Here is an 18990-nt window from a genome sequence, read left to right as displayed (position 1 = left end):
CGCACGGCGACGTGGCGGCGCCCGCCAGGGTGCGCGCCGCAAGCAGCACGCAACAGGCCGCACCCTATGCCCAGCACTCCCGAACCCCAGGCCACGGCGCGCCCGGCCGACCGTCCCCTCAATGCGCGCGAGCGCCGCGGCATGGCCGCCATCATGATCGCGGTGGCCCTGGCCACGCTCGACACCGCCATCGCCAACACCGCGCTGCCTTCGATCGCCGCCGACCTGCATGCCACGCCGGCCGCCTCGGTATGGGTCATCAACGCTTACCAGCTCGCCATGGTGGCGACCCTGCTGCCCTTCGCCGCGCTCGGCGGCATCCTCGGCCACCGGCGCATCTACCTGGGCGGGGTGGTGCTGTTCCTGCTGTCCTCGCTGGTATGCGCGCTGTCGTGGTCGCTGCCCACGCTGGCCGCCGCGCGCGTGCTGCAGGGCATCGGCGCGAGCGCCATCATGAGCGTCAACACGGCGCTGATCAGCGCTCTCTACCCGATGCACCGGCTCGGCCGCGGAGTCGGGCTGAACGCGCTGGTGGTGGGCATGTCCTTCGCGCTGGGACCGACCGTGGCCTCGGTGATCCTGTCGGTCGGCAACTGGCCCTGGCTGTTCGCCGTGAACCTGCCGATCGGCCTGCTGGCGCTGTCGATCGCCTGGTCCTCGCTGCCACAGACGGCACGCAGCGGGCACGGCTTCGACCGGGTCGCCGCCGGGCTCAACGTGATCACCTTCGCCGCGCTGATCTTCGCCCTGGGCGAGGGCTCGCAGCATGCGCCGCTGCACTGGACGCTGGCGGCGCTGGCGGTATTCCTGGTGGCGTTCGCGCTGCTGCTGCGCCGCGAGCGCGGCCACCCGGCGCCGATGCTGCCGGTGGACCTGTTCCGGCGGCCGCTGTTCGCATTGTCCACGGTGACGGCGATCTGCTCCTTCGCCGCCCAGGGCCTGGCCTTCGTCTCGCTGCCGTTCTATTTCCAGACCGTGCTCGGCCGCAGCCAGGTGGAGACCGGCTTCCTGATGACGCCGTGGTCGCTGGTGGTGGCGCTGATGGCACCGCTGGCCGGCCGCCTGTCCGACCGCTACCCGCCCGGCCTGCTGGGCGGCATCGGCCTGGCGGTGCTGGCCGTGGGCATGGCCTCGCTGGCCATGCTGCCGGTGTCGCCCTCGGCGTTCGACATCGGCATCCGCATGGCGATCTGCGGCGCGGGCTTCGGCTTCTTCCAGTCGCCTAACCTGAAGGCCCTGATGTCGAGCGCGCCGCGCGAGCGCAGCGGCGGCGCCAGCGGCGTGATCGCCACCGCGCGCCTGCTCGGCCAGGCCACCGGCGCGGCGCTGGTGGCGGCCAGCTTCGGCATCGCCGGGCGCCACGGCCCGACCCTGGCGCTGGGCCTGGGCGCGGCCTTCTCCGCGCTGGCCAGCGTGGCCAGCGCGCTGCGCCTGGCGGTGCCCGCAGGCGGCATGGCGACGCCGGGGGCCGACGCGCCGGGCCCGGCGCCAGGGCGCTAGTCGCTGGTGCGAGGGGAGGCCGGCGCAGGCGCCGGCGCCTGCGCGCGGTCGGCCATGGTGGTGTCGATGCGCTGCGCCTCGCCGCCTTCGACGATGTCCTGGCGCATCACGAAGCCCTCGGCGGGGCAGAACCAGTCGGTGACGCTCATGCGTGACGGTTCGGTCAGCACCTGCACGCCGGCCACGATCAGGCGCCCGACCGAGGTGGTGCGCACATAACGGATCGGCAGGCATTCCGACGGGCCCAGCGCGGTCTGGATCACCCGGCGCTTGCCGACCTGGCGCACGCTGATCTCGACCGTGGCGTGCGGGGCCACCAGCTTGCCGACTTCCTCGCCCGACTCGCGCGCGTAGATGGTGAAGGACGCGCTGGAATCTACGGTTTCCCCGTCGAGCATGCTGCCTTCGCGCAGGTCCTGGCCGCGGTACTGGTAGTCCAGCAGGCCGAGGCCGTCGATGGTGGTCATGCCGTACAGGCGGGCATGCGGCCCCCAGGCGTTGACCATGGCGCTGCCGGTGACGCTGGCCTGCTGCCCGTCGGCCGGGGGCTGGATCAGCACGCGCTGCTGCTGCTCGGTGACGATGGGCGGCCCCATCAGGGCTGCCAGCGCGGTCTTGGAACGGATCTCGATCTCGACCTCGCAGCCCGCGGCCGTGGCCCGCGGCGGCTGCTGCGTGGAGCGGCGCGACAGCGGCATATTGCCGTCGGCCTCCATCTGCACGTGGCCGCCGTGCGCGAACCACGCGGTGCGGCAGACGCCGGTGTCCCTGGCGGGCGCTGCGTCCTCGGCCCGGGCGGGCGTGCCCGCGGCGGCGAACACGGTCGCCAGGGCGGCCAGGCAGGGAGTCAGGCGGGAGGACGGCGGAACGGGAAGAAAGGTGCGGGGGCGATACATGATGCAGTCATCCGGTGGATGGCGATGGCCTCGCCCGGCTTTGCCGGCGGCCGCCCGCACGGGCGGCGCGCTGGTGCGGGCAGGCTCGACTGCATTGTATGGCAGCGCGCGCCGCACGGTCAGGTGCCGGCTCGCCGCGGCGCGGGCAGCACGGCCCTCAGGCCGGCGGCAGCGGCCCCGCCAGCGGAATCCGCAGCGTGACGCACAAGCCCGCCTGCTTCGCCTCGTCGGCAAAGTCGAGGCGGATCTCCGCGCCGATGCGATCGGCGATCGTCCGGACGATGGACAGCCCCAGGCCCGAGCCGAGCTGCCCGTTGCCCAGCGTCCGGTAGAACGGGTCGAACACCCGGTCCCGCTCTTGCGCCGGGATGCCCGGCCCGCTGTCCTGGATGCGCAGCACGGCATGCCCCTGCGCCACGCTTACCGAGAGATCGGCGCGTCCGCCCGCCGGCGTATAGCGGATGGCATTGTCGACCAGGTTCTTCACCACGGCGGTCAGGTCCAGCTCGCTCACCCATACCCGCGCGTCCTGCGTTCCCTCGACGCCGATGTCGATGTGCTTGGCCTCGGCCAGCGGCAGCAGGTCTTCCAGCACACGGCGGAAGACGTGCTGGACGGACACGGGGGATGTCGGCGATGCCGCCACGGCCTGGGCCCTGGCCAAGGTCAGCAACTGGTCCAGCAGGTTCCTGCCGCGCTCGATGCCCTGCCGCAGCACCGCCAGCCTGTCCCGTGCCGCCGCTGACATTTCCGCGTCTGCGAGCCGCTCCGCCTGCAGCGACAGGGCGGTCAGCGGCGAGCGCAACTCGTGGGCCGCATCCGCGACGAAGCGGCGCTGGGACTCCATGGCCTGGCCGACGCGGGCGAGCAAGCGGTTGATGGCCACGGCGAAGGGCCGTACCTCGGCAGGCAGATGCCGGTCTTCGATCGGGTGCAGGTCCTGTTCGGCGCGCTGGTCGATCTCCCGGGAGAGCGCCGCGATGGGGCGGAACATCTTGCGCACCAGGTCGGCGACGATCAGCAGCAGGATCGGCACCAGGATGAGGAAGGGCATCACGGTGCGCAGCGCGCCATCGCGGGCGATTTCATTGCGGAAGCCCGATTCCTGCGCGACCGCGATACGCTCGCCGGCACGCGTGGTCTTGACCAGTACACGGAACGTCTCGCCGCCGACCTCAAGCGTGTGCAGGCCATCGGGCAGGGTTGCGGGGAGCGGCAGCGCTCCTCCTTCGTCCACGCTCAGCCGGGAAGTGGCGCCATCGCCGAGGCCCTGCACGATCACCCGTGCGTCTTCATCGCCCTGCTTGAATTCGGTGGCGGCCCCCGGCTCCGCCGGCAGCAGGTGCTGCCGATCCACCAGGTGCGCTACCTGGCGCAGGACATCGTCCTGCAGTTCATGGGCTTCGCCCAGGGCCGACAGGAACGAGAAGGCGCCGGCGACGATGGCCAGCGCGAGTATGGCCAGCGACAGCGTGAAGGACAGCTTGAGCTGTACCGACTCGTTCAGGCGTCTTCCGAGACTATTCTTGAGACCATCCATCCCACGCCCCTGACGTTCTTGATGACGTCGCTGCCCAGCTTGCGCCGCAGCGCATGGATCAGGAATTCGACGGCATTGCTCTCGACTTCTTCGCCCCAGCCGTAGATGCGGTCCTCCAGCTCGCTGCGCGAGAGGATGGCCCCCGGCCGGACCAGCAGCGCCCGCAGCAAGGAGAACTCGCGATTGGACAGCTGTACCGGCGCGCCGCCGCTGACGCTCGCTGCCTTCGTCGCCGGATCGAGCGACACCACCCCATTGCCGAGAACCGGCGCGGCGCTGCCGCCCTTGCGCCGCAGCACGGCGCGCATGCGGGCCAGCAGTTCCGCCAGTTCGAACGGCTTGAGCACGTAGTCGTCCGCGCCGCTGTCCAGGCCGCGCAGGCGGTCATCCAGGCCATCGCGGGCCGTGATGATCAGCAAGGGCACCGGGTTATCGCGCGCGCGCAGGCTGGCCAGTACCTCCAGGCCGTCCTTGCCGGGCAGGCCCAGGTCGAGCAGGACCAGGTCGTAGTGCTGGCAATCCAGCGTGGTCAGGGCGGCCAGTCCGTCCTGCACCCAGTCGGTTGCGTAGGAGGCATCCTTCAGCGCCGCGGCCAGCGTCGCGCCGATCATGGGGTCGTCTTCGACCAGCAATACCCGCATTCCTCCTCCCGCGGCGTGATGGTTCAATGCGATGTCGTGGCCGCTCGCTGACGGAACAGCAGGAGGCCGGCCAGCATAAAGGACAGCAGCGCGGCCGACGCCGAATAGCGGCTCAGCGCCATCCCGCCGGCGCTCAGCGGCTTGTCGAGGAAGTCGCCGACCACCGCGCCGAGGGGGCGGGTCAGGATGAACGCCGCCCAGAACAGCAGCGTGCGGGACACGCGGGTGCCGTAGCGGGCGGCCAGGATCAAGGCGAGCAGTGCGCCGAAGACGACGGCCGCGCCGGTGTAGCCCAGGCCCGCGGTGTCGGCGGTCCAGTCGCCCAGCGCGGTGCCCAGGGTCTGGGAGAACATGATCGTCACCCAATAGAAGGCCTCCGCCTTGGGCGAGTGCACGGTGCCCACCGACACCGAGCCGAGCGTGCGATGCCAGGCCAGCAGAGAGCCGAGCAGCAAGGCCAGCAGCAACAGCGACCCGCCTGCATAGCCGATGCCCAGCGAGCGGTCCGCGAAGTCCGCCAGCGTCGTGCCGACCGTGGTGGTGGCGATGATGGTGGCCCAGTACAGCAGCGGATGGAATCGCTTCGCCCGGATCTGCGCGACCACGGCGACCAGGAAGAGCACGGCGAAAATGCCGGTGCTCACCAGGTAGCCCAGGTTCATGGACATCGAAACCGCGTCGCCGCCGGTTTCGCCCAGCGTGGTGGCGGCGATCTTGATCAGCCAGAACCCCAGCGTGACTTCGGGAACCTTGGCCAGTGCCTGTTCAGTTGGCGTTTTCATCGGAAGCGCTCTCGGTGCGGGCTTTGCCCTGGAAAGTATCGAAGGTTTTCGGCAGATCGGCCAGCGCCGCCTGGCAAGCGGCCCGCCTCATGCGCGGACCCAGCCGCGCGCGATCAGCCTGCCGAACAGGACACGATGAACGGCATCGGCGGTCCGATAGGCCGGCCCCAGATACCAGGGCGCGGCGCGCTGTGCCAGCCAGGCACTGGACGCGGCCACCCCGGCCGCGCCGAGCATGTCGAAGGGAAAATGCACGCCCAGGTAGACGCGTGCCCAGGCGATGGCCAGGCCGGACAAGGCCAGCGCGGCCCCGATACGGCGCTGGCCTGCCTGCAGAAGCGCGCACGCGACCGCCCACCACAGCGTCAGGTGATCACTGGGGAAGGACGGATCGGCCGCATGAGCGAGAAGCGTGTGGCCCAGGCCGATCATGAAGGGCCGGGGGTGCGGCCAGGCGAGACCGATCAGCTGGCCGGCGAGCAGCCCCAGCCAGGCCGACGCCGTGGCCGCCAGCATCGCCTTGCGGGTGCGCTCATCGCCACGCAGCCAGCCGATGGCGAGCAGGGCCGGTATGGCCCAGATCAGCCACTGCGCCAGGACCGTGGCCAGCGCCACCAGCCACGCCTGCGGGTGCGCAGGCGCGTTGAGCCAGAGAAAGAGCGTTCGGTTGAGGGCTTCCATCGGTTCCTGGTTCTCCCGGCCGGACCTCCGCGGCGCGGACGGCTCGGCCTCGCGGGCGGGCGCTCGGGCCCGCCCGCTGTGGTCGTCGTGCCCCGCACGCGCGCCGGCAGGCAGGATGGCGAGGCGCCGGTCCGGCACGGAAAGCCGGGTGCGGCGGGACATGGCGCGTCTCCGGGAGGGGCAGTGCAGGGATCTGCACGGTGGAGACATTACCGAGGCAGACTTAGCTCGGACTGAGCCGGCGGTTTGCTCCCGCGCCAGGATGGCCGCGCCTTCGGGGTGTCGTACCCGGGAGTGGCTCAGGCTGCGTAAGGGAGTCTGCGGCGGGCGGTGCCGGCTGCCCTTGCAGGTGCTGCATGTGACAACAGGACGGCAAAAGTGTCGAAAAATCGACAAAAATCCCGCAACTCCGAGGGGATTGCGGGCTTTTCGGTGGGCCTGCCCGGGGCAAGGTGCCGGGCCGGGCTCAGGCGTGGATCACACGTTTAAACGTTGGTCCGTCGGCAAAGGCCCGGAAACGCTAAGTTTCACGGGGAAAGCGCGTCACGGCCTCGCGCCGTGCCGATTACCACGGCCGAACAACGACGCGTGCTGGACCAGGTGCCCGAGCCGTCCGGCGCGGGGTCATTGATCCCCGCGCACAAGAGCTTTATCCAGCAGCGCAACACCTACGATGGGCAATGCAAGGCGGCCGGGCTGAGCAATATGCATGGGTTGCGGCACCGGTACGCGCAGGATCGCTATGAGGTGCTGACGGCTGGAAGGCACCGGCCGCTGGCGGCCTTCGGCGCGGTCGTTGACGCCTGCGCAGCGTGCCGTGGATGCGCAGGCGCGGCAGGCGATCAGCCGCGAGCTGGGGCATGAGCGCACGCAGATTACGGCGGTGTACCTTGGAAGGTGATCACTTGATCAATCTCAAGTTCGAATTTGCGTAGCTCACTACGCGCTTGGGCACTTTCGCGCGATCATGTACCCAACTGCGAAACGCAAGCTCTCGTTGTCGTACCCTGTTGAATTATTCGGCTGGTTGCAAGGCAATTGATCGCTTTGGCAAGCGCTCAAATGGTTATGTGGTTTTGGAGGCTTCATGAATTACAACAGATTTCAACCAAGTAAAGATTTGGCCTCTTTTGTTAAATTCTTTTGGACACTGGAAGTCTTTCCGGAAGAAAGCGCAGAAAGGCAGAGAATTGTGCCGGACGGCTGTATTGAGCTGGCCTTTGTATTGGGCGATGATATCAAGAGGTATACCTCGGAGAATGATTACATAATTCAACCGCGCGCCATGGTGCTTGGACAGACACTTACTCCTTTTTATATTCAACCAACAGGCTATGTCTATACCTTTGCAGCGAGCTTCTTTCCTTACGGCTTTTCAAACTTCGTTTCCAGGCCCATTAAAAGCCTAATAAATAAGGAGACGTCAATTTATGAGTTATTTGAGCACAACGAAGCAAAACAACTGGAGGGGGACATTATTAAGGCGTTAAGCACAAGGGAGCGAATTAATATATTGGAAGCATTTCTTTTTTCAAAAATTAGTGATCAACGAACTATCGAGAATATTGTAAAGACGACCGTGGAAATTCTCTTTTCAAACAATGGAAGCATATCAATTAACGAAATTACAAACTCAGATCGCAGTAAAAAACGGCAGCTGGAAAGGCAGTTTCTGGACGTCATTGGCATTAGTCCAAAGCAATTGAGCAAGGTTATCCGCTTGCAAGCTGCCTTGAAGTTGTTAATCAATCGGGAAGAAAGTCTGACTCATATAGCGTACGAAGGCAATTATTATGATCAATCTCATTTCATTAAGGACTTTAAGGAGTTTACCGGGGTAAGGCCGAGTGATTTTTTTGGCGAAAAAAGCATGATGCTATCTTCATTGTTATACAAATAAATTGCGCTGTCGCTTTTTTACAATTCATCGCGATACTCTGGATGTAAATTGAATGGGTGCCGGATAAAAGCACAAAATAATCATGTAACGCGTACAATATCGAGGAAAATAGAATGCATGGCTTTGCATCGATTTTTGAGATTCCAGCGACAAGTTTAGAGCGTGCTGTAAAATTCTATAGCAGAATTTTTTCTGTACCCATTGAGGCCGTGGATATTCCGGAGGTAAAGATGGGGTTGTTTCCATATGAGGGGCAGCCTACGATTGGTGTTATTATTGAAGGCGATGGTTATTTGCCGTCCAGCTCCGGAGTTACACTGTATTTGAATGCGGGCGAAGACCTGCAAGTAGTCTTATCAAAAGTAGAGGAAAATGGTGGAAAAATACTTGTTCCCAAAACACCACATGCCGACGAAAGTGGCTTCTTCGCATTATTTCTAGATACCGAAGGGAATCGACTGGGTTTACACTCGCCTCGATAAACGGCTTTTGGTTTTAAAGACCATTTCACTACATAGACGATCCAGAACTTCTTGCAGATGTTCCGCAGGAATGTCATGACTCAGGCCTTTCGGCCCGAGTCATTACGCGGGCTCATGCAATGGGTCCTTCACGACGTCGAGACACCTTCTGCGTCATCAAGATAGCTGACCCATTTCTGGAGCAAGACCCTTCTTTCATCCAACAACAGTGCTTTGTTGTAAGTGGCGCGCACCTTGTTGCTTTCAATGTGGGCGAGTTGCCGTTCGATTGGATCCGGACGGAAGCCGTTCTCGTTTGCCCATGTTGAGAACATGGTCCGCCAGCAATGCGGAGTGGTGCCTCGTCCGAGGTTCTTATCGCGCATGGCGTAGGTCAGCGGATCGGGTGTTGTGAAACCCTTGCCACTCCGATGCGGGGACAGGTAGCGTCCACCACCCGTGATGCGCTGCAAGTCTTTCAGCACGGCAATGGCCTGCGTAGAAAGCTGACTAATGTAATCGCGGCGCGCTTTCATCTTCGCGGCAGGGCGGCGCCATACTGCGTCCTCGTAGTCGAACTCATCCCACTCGGCATCCGCAGCTTCACCAGGGCGACAGGCTGTCAGGGCAATCAGGCGCAAGCAAAGTGCGGCCTCCGGATAGCCCCTGTACCCCCGTAACGCTTGGTAGAAGCCGTGAATTTGCTCGCGGGTCTGGCGGCTTTGCTCTCGCTGACCGGGATACGGAGCAGCCCGCGCAGGTTAGGGAGCGGGTTTGACTCAGCCAGGCCCCCAGATCGCCTTTGACATGGATCGCCGCCCAGGCACCGTGTGATTTGCACTCTTCCAGCAGTGGACGAATCTGCTTGACGCCAATGTCGCTGATAGGCGTCTCGTCGAACTTGGGCAACAGGTACTTCTGGATGCGCGATTCCTTTGTGCGGTAGGAACTGGCGGCGAAGACCGGTTTGATCTCGGCCAGGTACGCTTCGGCCACCTTGGCGAACGAGCTTGCGCGGGCGCGCATGCGTTCTTCCAGCGCTTCCAGGTTGCTTTGTTTGGTCCGCTGCCGCTCATGGGCATGGGCAGGGTGGATGCCTTGCTTGACGAGTGTGCGCGCCTTTTCGCGGGCGGCGCGTGCATCCGCAAGGCTTACTTGAGGAAAGCTGCCGAAGGCAAAGAGGTTTTCCTTGCCTTGGAGGCGGTACTTCCACCGCCAGAGTTTGCCTTGACCAGCAGGAACAGGCCGCCACCGTCTGATAGTTTCCGGTCGCGATCGGTGGGTTTGGCCGACTTGATCTTCGTGTCGGTGAGCAGATTCTCGGGCATCGTCGGACTCCACCGCGGGGAAAAGTACCCCCACGGTTGAACACGAGTACCCCCAACGCTACCCCCAATTTTTCTGGATGCGGATAAACAGAAACCTCAGTAGACCGTATTTAACTCGCAACTCATTGATTTGAAATGAGAAGCCGAGTCCAACGAGCGCTACTGAGGGCTACTGAGTTCCGCGAGAAATCGTCAGACGTTTAAACGTTGAACAGGAAGTTCATCACGTCGCCGTCGTGCACCACGTATTCCTTGCCTTCGGCGCGCATCTTGCCCGCTTCCTTGGCTCCCTGTTCGCCCTTGAAATTGATGTAGTCCTCGTAGGCGATGGTCTGGGCACGGATGAAGCCGCGCTCGAAGTCGGTGTGGATCACGCCGGCCGCCTTGGGCGCCGTGTCGCCCACGTGGATGGTCCAGGCGCGCACTTCCTTGACGCCGGCGGTGAAGTAGGTCTGCAGGCCGAGCAACTTGAAGCCGGCGCGGATCACGCGGTCCAGGCCCGGCTCTTCCATGCCCAGGTCGGCCAGGAACTCGGCCTTGTCGGCATCGTCCAGGTCGGCGATCTCGGCCTCGATGGCGGCGCACACGGCAACCACCGGCGACTTGGTCTGCTCGGCATAGCCGCGCACGGCGTCCAGGTGCGGGTTGTTCTCGAAGCCGTCCTCACGCACGTTGGCTACATACATGGTCGGCTTGGCGGTGATCAGGCAGAACGGGCGCAGTGCGTCCCACTCTTCGGGCGCCAGGTCCAGCGTGCGCACGGCCTTGGCCTGGTCGAGCACGATCTGTGCCTTTTCCAGCACCGCCACCAGGCGCTGCGCTTCCTTGTCCCCCGCGCGGGCCGGCTTGATGTAGCGGGCCAGGGCTTTTTCGACGGTGGCCAGGTCGGCCAGTGCCAGTTCGGTGTTGATGACCTCGATGTCCGACAGCGGATCGACCTTGCCGGCCACGTGGATCACGTTGGGATCCTCGAAGCAGCGCACCACGTGGGTGATGGCGTCGGTCTCGCGGATATTGGCCAGGAACTGGTTGCCGAGGCCTTCACCCTTGGAGGCGCCCGCCACCAGGCCGGCGATATCGACGAATTCGACGGTGGCCGGCAGCACGCGCTCCGGCTTGACGATCTCGGACAGCTTGGCAAGCCTCGGATCCGGCACTTCCACCACGCCGACATTGGGCTCGATGGTGCAGAACGGATAGTTCTCGGCGGCGATGCCGGCCTTGGTCAGGGCGTTGAACAGCGTGGACTTGCCGACGTTGGGCAGGCCGACGATGCCGCATTTGAGGCTCATGGTGTCAGGCGGAGAATGGCAAAACCTCTATTCTAGCGGATGGCCGCAGCCGGCCGGCCCCGTGGCTGCCCCCCATCGCCGCCCTGCGGCTGCCCGGCGCCGCGCGGCGCGCAGGCGGCGTCACCCGGCCCGGCCCGGGCTGTCGTCCCGGGTCGCTATAATCGAGCCACCATGATCCGATCCCACGCGCCTGCGCGGCCCAATTCCTCCCAGTTCCAGATCGCCGTCGTCGGCGGCGGCATCGTCGGCAAGGCCTGTGCCCTGCTGCTGGCCCAGCAGGGCATGCAGGTCGCCCTGGTGGCGCCGCGTCCGCCGGGGGCGGCGGCGGCGCCGGGCGAGGGCGAGTGGGGCAGCCGCATCTATGCCTTCTCGGCCAGTTCGCAGGCTCTGTTCGAGCGCCTGCGCGTGTGGGAGGCGCTGGATCCGGCGCGCATCCAGCCGGTGCGCGACATGCGCGTGTTCGGCGATGCCAGCGCGGCCGACGCGGCTGCCGGCATCGATGGCGACCTGCATTTCTCGGCCTACGCCGCAGCGGTGCCGCAACTGGCCTGGATCATCGAATCCGACCATGTGGAGCGCGTGCTCGACACCGCGCTGCGCTTCCAGCCCCAGCTGCACTGGTTCGATGACAGCGCCTCCGCCTTCGACCGCGACGACGACGGCGCCACCCTGACGCTGGCCGGCGGTACCCGCCTGCGGGCCGCCTGCGTGATCGGCGCCGACGGCGCGCGTTCCTGGCTGCGCGGGCAGTGCCATATCCCGGTCAGCACGCGGCGCTACCGCCAGCTCGGCGTGGTCGCCAATTTCCACTGCGAGCAGCCGCACCACGACACCGCGTCGCAATGGTTCCTCGGGCCGCTGCCCAAGCTGATGGCCGACGAGGAGCCGGCCAACGGCGAGATCCTCGCCATGCTGCCGCTGCCCGGGCCCTATCTTTCGATGGTGTGGTCGGCCGACGAGGCCCATGCGCGCGAGCTGCTGGCGTTGCCGCCCGAGGCGCTGTGCGCCGCCGTGGCCGAGGCCGCCGGCGGCGCGGTCGGGCGCCGCTTCGGCGCGCTGCGCTGTGTCACGCCGGCCCAGGGCTTCCCGCTGGTGCTGCAGCGCGCCGAGCAGTTCGTGCAGCCGCACATGGCCCTGGTGGGCGACGCGGCGCACGTGGTCCACCCGCTGGCCGGCCAGGGCGTGAACCTGGGGCTGCGCGACGTGGTGGAACTCGGGCGCGTGATGGCGGACAAAGAGACATTCCGTGGCGAAGGCGACCTGCGCCTGCTGCGCCGCTACGAGCGCGCCCGCGCCACCGACCTGCTGTCGCTGACGGTGGCCACCGACGGCCTGCACCGGCTGTTCTCGCTGCCCGGCAGCCTGCCCGCCCTGGTGCGCAATGCCGGCATGCGGGCGGTGGGCAGCCAGCCCCTGCTCAAACGCTTCCTGATCGGGCGCGCGCTCGGCTGAGCCGGGCGCCACATCGCCCCGGACCGATGCCCCGGACCCGCGCGCCCCGACCCACCCCTTACCTGGAGCCTTCTATGTTGTCATCCCTGCGCCGCCGCCCTTACTGGTTTGCCGCCATCGCCAGCGGCCTGGCCGCGGCGGGCTTCGCCCTGCATGCCATGGCTGCGGGCGAGCCGGGCACCGACCGCATCAAGGACACGCTGCAGAAGGCCTTGGGCGGCCGCGCCGAGGTGCGCTCTGTCGGCAAGACGCCGGTGCCGGGCCTGTTCGAGGTCAATATCGGCGGACAGGTCGTCTACACCGATGCCAGCGGCCGCTATGTGCTCAACGGCGAGCTGGTCGACACCAAGACCGGCGCCAACCTGACCGAGGAGCGCCTGGCCGAGCTCAACCGCATCAAGTGGGCGGACCTGCCGCTGGACCGTGCCATCAAGTGGACCAAGGGCAACGGCAGCCGCCAGGTGGCGGTCTTCTCCGACCCGAACTGCGGCTACTGCAAGCGCATCGAGCAGACCTTCCAGCAGATGGACAACATCACCGTCTACACCTTCCTCTTCCCGGTGCTGTCGCCGGATTCGGAGGCCAAGGCCAGGCAGGTCTGGTGTTCGGCCGACCGCACCAAGGCCTGGCGCGACTGGATGCTGAACAAGGTGGCGCTGACCGGCAACGGCAGCTGCAAGACGCCGGTCGAGGACAACCTGGCCCTGGGCCGCAGCCTCAACATCAACGGCACGCCGGCGGTGTTCTTCACCGACGGTACCCGCATCCCCGGCGCGGCCGATGCCGCCACGCTGGAGCGCAAGCTCGCCAGCCTGAAGAAATAGGCCCGGCCGCCGGCGGTGTCCCGGCCGGAGCGCGCGGCACGGGCATCGCCCGTGGCCGCGCCGCTCGCTCACTACAATCCCGAAGAGGAGACACCATGACCTTCCGAGCCCTGCTGCTGACCCAGGCCGATGGCGCCACCCGTGCCGAGATCGCCGAGCTGGAGACGGCACAGCTTCCCGCCGACGGCGATGTGCTGGTTGCCGTCGACTATTCCACTATCAACTACAAGGACGGCCTGGCCATCACCGGACGCGCGCCGGTGGTACGCAAGTGGCCGATGGTGGCCGGCATCGACGGTGCCGGCACCGTGCTCGAATCCAGCCATCCGCGCTGGCGCGCCGGCGACAAGGTGATCCTCAACGGCTTCGGCGTGGGCGAGGCGCACTGGGGCTGCCTGGCGCAGCGGGCGCGCCTGAAGGGCGACTGGCTGGTGCGCCTGCCGCAGGCCTTCAGCGCCAGCCAGGCCATGGCCATCGGCACGGCCGGCTATACCGCCATGCTGTCGGTACTGGCGCTGGAGCGCGGCGGCATGAATGGGCCGGTGCGGCCCGGCGACGGCGACGTGCTGGTGACCGGCGCCTCGGGCGGCGTCGGCTCGGTGGCCATCGCCATCCTGGCGCAGCTCGGCTACCGCGTGACGGCCTCCACCGGCAAGGCGGCCGAGGCGGACTTCCTGAAGGGCCTCGGCGCCGCCGAGGTGATCGACCGCGCCGAGCTGGGCGCGCCCGGCAAGCCGCTGCAGAAGGAGCGCTGGGCCGCGGTGGTCGATGCGGTCGGTTCGCACACGCTGGCCAACGCCTGCGCCCAGGTGCGCTACGGCGGCGTGGTCACGGCCTGCGGGCTGGCGCAGGGCATGGACTTCCCCGCCAGCGTGGCCCCCTTCATCCTGCGCGGCGTGACGCTGGCCGGTGTCGACAGCGTGATGGCGCCGATGGCGTTGCGCGAGCGCGCGTGGGCACGGCTGGCACAGGACCTGGCACCGGACCGGCTGCGCGCCATCACGCGCGAGATCCGGCTGGACGAGGCGATCGAGGCCGGCCGCCGCATCGTCGAAGGCGGCATGCGCGGCCGCGTGGTGGTCGACGTCAACGCCTGAGCCCGGCTGCGGCGCAGCCGCCCGGTACGGGCTGCGCTGCGTGCCTTCCTGCGTGCCGGCGCCCGGTGCCGGCTCCCTGCGCTGGCCACGCCGCGCCCGGCGCTACAATCTTTGCCATGACGCCCATCCGCTACGCCATCGCCCCGCTCGCGCCGCACGCGCACCTGTTCGCCGTGACCGTCACGGTCGATGCCCCCGATCCCGCCGGCCAGCGCTTCTTCCTGCCGGCCTGGATCCCGGGCAGCTACATGATCCGCGAGTTCGCCCGCAACATCGGCCGCGTCCGCGCCGAGTGCGGCGGCCGTGCCGTGATCCTGCACAAGCTGGACAAGCAGACCTGGCAGGCCGCGCCGCTCGAGGCCGGCGCCGGCCCGCTGACGCTGCGCTACGAGGTCTATGCCTGGGACCTGTCGGTGCGTGCCGCCCACCTCGACCAGACGCACGGCTTCTTCAACGGCAGCTCGGTCTTCCTGTGCGTCGAGGGCCAGGCCGAGAGACCCTGCACGGTCGACATCTTCCCGCCCGAGGGCGAGGCCTATGGCGGCTGGCGCGTGGCCACCGCGCTGCGCGAGGCCCGCGGCCGCGAGGGCGCCAAGCGCTACGGCTTCGGCCGCTACGAAGCTGCCGGCTACGACGAGCTGATCGACCACCCGGTCGAGATGGGCACCTTCGCGCTGGGCAGCTTCAAGGCCTGCGGCGCCCAGCATGACGTGGTCGTCACCGGGCGCGTGCCCCAGCTCGACCTGGAACGCGTGTGCCGCGACCTCAAGCGCATCTGCGAGGCGCAGATCCGCCTGTTCGAGCCGAAGACACAGCGTGCGCCCTTCCTCGACAGCAACCGTCGCTATGTCTTCATGACCATGGTGACCACCGACGGCTACGGCGGCCTGGAGCATCGCGCCAGCACCGCGCTGATGTGCGCGCGCGCGGACCTGCCGTCGCTCGGCAAGGCGGATGCCGGCGAAGGCTACCGCACCTTCCTGGGACTGTGCAGCCACGAGTACTTCCATACCTGGAACGTCAAGCGCATCAAGCCGGCCGCCTTCGTGCCGTACCGGCTGCGCGAGGAGAGCTACACGCCGCTGCTGTGGCTGTTCGAGGGTTTCACCAGCTACTACGACGACCTGATGCTGGTGCGCTCGGGCTGCGTCACCGAGGCGCAGTACGTGGAGATGCTGGGCAAGACCTGGAACGGCGTGCTGCGTGGCAGCGGCCGCACCAAGCAGAGCGTGGCCGAGAGCTCCTTCGATGCCTGGACCAAGTACTACCGCCAGGACGAGAACGCGCCCAACGCCATCGTCAGCTACTACACCAAGGGCTCGCTGGTGGCGCTGGCGCTCGATCTCACCATCCGCCAGCGCACGCGCGGGCGGCGCTCGCTCGACGATGTGATGCGCGCGCTGTGGCAGCGCTACGGCCGCGACTTCTACGCGGCCGGCACGACGCAGCGAGGCGTCACCGAGGCCGAGGTCCATGCCTTGTTCGACGAGGTCACCGGCCTGCGCCTGGGCGCGCCGCTGCGCAGCTTCACCGAGGGCACCGCCGAGCTGCCGCTGGCGCCGCTGCTGAAGGCCATCGGCGTGGGCGTGCAGGCGCAGAAGCCCGAGGCCGGCGCGGCGCTGGGCATCAAGAGCAAGAGCGAAGACGGCTGGGTGCGCGTGACCCAGGTGCTGGACGGCGGGGCCGGGCAGGCGGCCGGCCTGTCGGCCGGTGACCTGCTGGCGGCGGTGGACGGCCTGCGTGTCGCGCCCGGCCAGCTCGACAAGCTGCTGGGCCGCTACCGCCCCGGCGACCGCGCCGAACTGCACGTGTTCCGCCGCGACGAGCTGATGTGCCTGCCGCTGGCGTTCGCGCGCGAACCGGCCACGCAGTACCGGCTGTCGCTGGCCGCGGGCAAGCAGGCCGCACGCGCGCGCTGGCTGGGACAATAAGGGAGACACGGCGCCGCCGCGCGGCGGCGCCGGCAGTATGGCGGCGGCGTCCTCGTGGTCGCGCCGACCGGATCGGATTGATGCAGGCCTATGCAATACGCGCACGACACCCGTACCTTCATCTATTCGCACTATGTCTATCGCGGCCTGCGTTCTGCCACGGGGGTGATCGGGGCCACCCTGGTCGCGCTGCAGTTCACCGACATGCCGACCGCGATGGTGGTGTCGATCGGCGCGCTGTGCACCAGCCTGATGGACCTGCCCAGTCCGTTGAACCACAAGTTCAACGAGATGATCGCCAGCGTGCTGCTGTGCACCGCGGTGACGCTGGTGGTCGCGCTGGCCACGCCGTTCCCGCGCGTGATGCCCTTCGTGCTGGTGCTGGTCACCTTCCTGGCCGGCATGATGACGGTGTACGGCAACAAGACCATGCCGCTGCAGTTCTCGGCGCTGTTCGTCATGACAATGACCATCAACGAGGACTTCGTGGTGCGGCGCGCGCTGGAGCACGCCGGCCTGTTCGGCCTGGGCGGGCTGGCCTACACGGCGTACTCGATGGCGGTGAGCTGGGCCATGGCGCGGCGGACCAAGCAGCAGATCCTGGCCGAGTCGCTCTACGAGATGGCGTCCTATCTCGAACTCAAGGCGGCCTTCTACGATGCCGGCACCGATTACGAGGCCTGCTTCAGCCAGCTGGTGCGGCAGCAGATCGTAGTGGCCGAGCGCCAGCAGGCCGCGCGCGACCTGGTGCTGCGCGGCAATCGCACGCCCTACGACGGCCTGCTGGTGCAGGTGCACCTGCGCATGCTCGACCTGTACGAGTACATGCTGTCGACCAATACCGACTATCCGCTGCTGCGCCACACCTTCGGCGGCACACCGGTGCTGGACCACCTGCGCCGCCTGGTGCTGCTGATGAGCGAGGACCTGGCGGGCATCGCCTACGAGGTCACGCGCGGCCGGCCGTCCTACGCCACGGTGGAATACCGCCAGGTGCTGCGCTCGGTGGAGGAGGAGATCGCCCAGCTGCGCCACCACCATATCAAGCCGGCCGCATTGACCGCGCTGGCCGATACGCTGGAGATGATCCGCGGCGCCATCGCCCTGGTGGAGCAGCTGCACGAGGCCTCGCGCACGCCGGTGGAGCCGAGCAAGGTGCTGCCCGGGCCCGACATGACACCTTTCCTGACCCGGCAGAGGTATGAGCTGGGCGTGCTGGTCGACAACCTGCGCTGGCGCTCGCCCGGCTTCCGCTATGCGGTGCGTATCTCGCTGGCCGTGGCGGTCGGGCTATGGGTGGCGGACCACGTGCCCTATGCCTCGCACAGCTACTGGATCCTGCTGACCATCATCGTCATCCTGAAGCCCAACTTCAGCCTGACCAAGCAGCGCTACAACGATCGCGTGATCGGTACGCTGATCGGCTGCGTGATCTCGCTGGGCATACTCAAGGTGGTGCACCAGCCGCTGCTGTTGCTGGCGGTACTGTTCGCCGCGCTGGTGGCCAGTGCCGCCTTTTCCACCATCAAGTACCGCTACACGGCGATCGCCGCCTGCGTGCAGGTGCTGATCCAGTTCAAGCTGTTGCTGCCCGACAGTCCCACGGTGGCGGGCGAGCGGTTGATCGACACGGTGATCGGCGGGCTGATCGCCTCGGCCTTCTCCTTTGTCCTGCCGAGCTGGGAGTACCGCGCCATTCCCAAGCTGGTGGAAAACGTGCTGCAGGCCAACCGGCGCTACATCCTCGCCACGCGCGACCTGCTGTTGCGGCGCGCCAAGGACGACTTCGCCTACCGCGTGCAGCGAAAGCAGTTCATGGACAGCCTGTCGGGACTGATCTCCGCCTTCCAGCGCATGCAGGACGAGCCCAAGAGCCGGCATCGCGCGGTCGACAACCTGAACCGCTTCATCGTGCAGAACTACCTGGTGGCCGCGCACGTCGCCGCGGTGCGCATCCAGGTGCGCCAGCACTACCAGGAGCTGGAACTGCCGGCGGCCGAGGCTGCCATCGAACAGGCCACTGACGCGGCCGTGCGCAGCCTGGACCTTGCCCGCGAGCGCCTGCTGGCGGGCGAGCGCGCCGGCGGACGCGGGGTCGGCTTCCTGCGTCCGCCACCGACGGGCCTGCCCGAGGCGGCCGCCCAGGCCGGCGGCGCCACCATGCCGGCTCCCGCGGCGGCCGTGGCCGAAACGCAGTCCGGCGAGGAAGACGCCAGCGCGCGCCGCGCACGCGTGGCCGACTCGGCCGACCGCCGCCGCGCCGACGTGCTGGTGCAGGCCGCCGCGTCCGGCGAGCTGGCGGCGGCCAGCATTGCCGCGAACGGCGCCGGCGGACGCAGTACCAACGCCCAGCTGGAGCGCCGCCTGCGCGCGCTGCGCGAGGACGCCGCCAAGATCGCGCTGCGTACCGGGGCGATCGGGAGGGCGGTGCGGGTGGAGGAGTGAGGGGGGGGCTGGCTTGTTGCCGGCCTGGCGGGCGGGATCACACCGTTGGCCTTGTGTGGGCGGCGGCGTGCTGGATCGCACCGAGGGCTTCGCTGGATGTGGCGCCTTGCTAGACCACCCCTCACCCCCGCCCTCTCCCCATGCGGGGAGAGGGAGCCAGGACACTATGCTTGGCGATTGGTGTTGGCGCATCCTGGTGGCTTTGTTCCGCACGACAGGA

General features: G+C 67.2%; 16 protein-coding genes and 1 pseudogene. 8 read left to right on the top strand and 9 right to left on the bottom strand.

All coding sequences use genetic code 11. The features are described from left to right. Positions 1-66: 66 nt before the first annotated feature. Positions 67-1500, top strand: a complete 1434-nt coding sequence (locus BKK80_RS18920) for an MFS transporter (protein WP_071070487.1) — start codon at positions 67-69, stop codon at positions 1498-1500. Here BKK80_RS18920 and BKK80_RS18915 read toward each other — a convergent pair. The 5 genes from BKK80_RS18915 to BKK80_RS18895 all read right to left on the bottom strand — a co-directional run bounded on the left by BKK80_RS18915 (position 1497) and on the right by BKK80_RS18895 (position 6040). Then, a complete protein-coding gene (locus BKK80_RS18915) occupies positions 1497-2396 on the bottom strand; it encodes a hypothetical protein (RefSeq protein ID WP_071015745.1) in 900 nt (299 codons plus the stop codon). The two genes, BKK80_RS18920 and BKK80_RS18915, sit on opposite strands and share 4 nt — an antisense overlap. Before the next feature lie 157 nt (positions 2397-2553). Then, the gene (locus BKK80_RS18910) at positions 2554-3936 is read right to left on the bottom strand and encodes an ATP-binding protein (RefSeq protein ID WP_071070485.1); all 1383 of its coding nucleotides are present in this window, start codon (positions 3934-3936) and stop codon (positions 2554-2556) included. Beyond that, positions 3900-4577, bottom strand: a complete 678-nt coding sequence (locus BKK80_RS18905) for a response regulator transcription factor (protein ID WP_071070482.1) — start codon at positions 4575-4577, stop codon at positions 3900-3902. The genes BKK80_RS18910 and BKK80_RS18905 overlap by 37 nt, the downstream gene beginning before the upstream one ends. A gap of 23 nt (positions 4578-4600) precedes the next feature. Beyond that, complete coding sequence (locus BKK80_RS18900; RefSeq protein ID WP_071015739.1) at positions 4601-5359, bottom strand: COG4705 family protein; 759 nt, start codon at positions 5357-5359, stop codon at positions 4601-4603. 87 nt (positions 5360-5446) lie between these two features. Then, positions 5447-6040, bottom strand: coding sequence for an undecaprenyl-diphosphatase (locus BKK80_RS18895; protein ID WP_071070479.1), 594 nt, complete (start codon positions 6038-6040; stop codon positions 5447-5449). Positions 6041-7127: 1087 nt separating this feature from the next. Between BKK80_RS18895 and BKK80_RS35670 the strand changes: the two genes are divergently transcribed. Beyond that, on the top strand, positions 7128-7940 hold the full coding sequence (locus BKK80_RS35670) for a DUF6597 domain-containing transcriptional factor (protein WP_084545612.1): 813 nt from the start codon (positions 7128-7130) through the stop codon (positions 7938-7940). Positions 7941-8053: 113 nt separating this feature from the next. After that, entirely contained in the window at positions 8054-8422 is a 369-nt protein-coding gene (locus tag BKK80_RS35665) for a VOC family protein (protein ID WP_084545611.1), read from the top strand. A 128-nt stretch (positions 8423-8550) separates the two neighbouring features. On the opposite strand, the gene BKK80_RS37490 is transcribed toward BKK80_RS35665, so the two are convergent. The 4 genes and pseudogenes from BKK80_RS37490 to ychF form a co-directional block, all read right to left on the bottom strand. Further along, positions 8551-9102 carry a tyrosine-type recombinase/integrase gene (locus tag BKK80_RS37490; protein WP_236903756.1) on the bottom strand — a complete coding sequence of 184 codons (552 nt, stop codon included), beginning with the start codon at positions 9100-9102 and terminating at the stop codon, positions 8551-8553. Beyond that, positions 9005-9427 (bottom strand): N-terminal phage integrase SAM-like domain-containing protein, encoded by a 423-nt coding sequence (locus tag BKK80_RS37485; RefSeq protein ID WP_236903755.1) that lies wholly within the window; start codon positions 9425-9427, stop codon positions 9005-9007. Before BKK80_RS37485 ends, BKK80_RS37490 begins: the two co-directional genes overlap by 98 nt. A 102-nt stretch (positions 9428-9529) precedes the next feature. Continuing rightward, positions 9530-9742, bottom strand: a pseudogene (locus BKK80_RS37480) (Arm DNA-binding domain-containing protein); the annotation flags it as partial. A gap of 187 nt (positions 9743-9929) precedes the next feature. After that, entirely contained in the window at positions 9930-11021 is a 1092-nt protein-coding gene (gene ychF, locus BKK80_RS18885; RefSeq protein WP_071070460.1) for a redox-regulated ATPase YchF, read from the bottom strand. A 171-nt stretch (positions 11022-11192) separates the two neighbouring features. Between ychF and BKK80_RS18880 the strand changes: the two genes are divergently transcribed. The 5 genes from BKK80_RS18880 (at position 11193) to BKK80_RS18860 (ending at position 18770) form a co-directional block, all read left to right on the top strand. Beyond that, on the top strand, positions 11193-12473 hold the full coding sequence (locus BKK80_RS18880) for a UbiH/UbiF family hydroxylase (RefSeq protein WP_071070459.1): 1281 nt from the start codon (positions 11193-11195) through the stop codon (positions 12471-12473). Positions 12474-12547: 74 nt separating this feature from the next. Then, a complete protein-coding gene (locus BKK80_RS18875; protein WP_071037849.1) occupies positions 12548-13297 on the top strand; it encodes a DsbC family protein in 750 nt (249 codons plus the stop codon). A gap of 95 nt (positions 13298-13392) precedes the next feature. After that, positions 13393-14394 (top strand): acrylyl-CoA reductase (NADPH), encoded by a 1002-nt coding sequence (acuI, locus tag BKK80_RS18870; RefSeq protein ID WP_071037850.1) that lies wholly within the window; start codon positions 13393-13395, stop codon positions 14392-14394. Positions 14395-14510: 116 nt separating this feature from the next. Next, positions 14511-16325: a M61 family metallopeptidase gene (locus BKK80_RS18865; RefSeq protein ID WP_071070457.1), complete on the top strand. Its 1815-nt coding sequence runs from the start codon at positions 14511-14513 to the stop codon at positions 16323-16325. 90 nt (positions 16326-16415) lie between these two features. Then, positions 16416-18770 carry an FUSC family protein gene (locus tag BKK80_RS18860; protein ID WP_071015713.1) on the top strand — a complete coding sequence of 785 codons (2355 nt, stop codon included), beginning with the start codon at positions 16416-16418 and terminating at the stop codon, positions 18768-18770. Positions 18771-18990 lie beyond the last annotated feature (220 nt).

This window comes from Cupriavidus malaysiensis, assembly GCF_001854325.1.
Taxonomy (GTDB): domain Bacteria; phylum Pseudomonadota; class Gammaproteobacteria; order Burkholderiales; family Burkholderiaceae; genus Cupriavidus; species Cupriavidus malaysiensis.
This window is presented reverse-complemented; position numbering and strand designations above follow the sequence as displayed.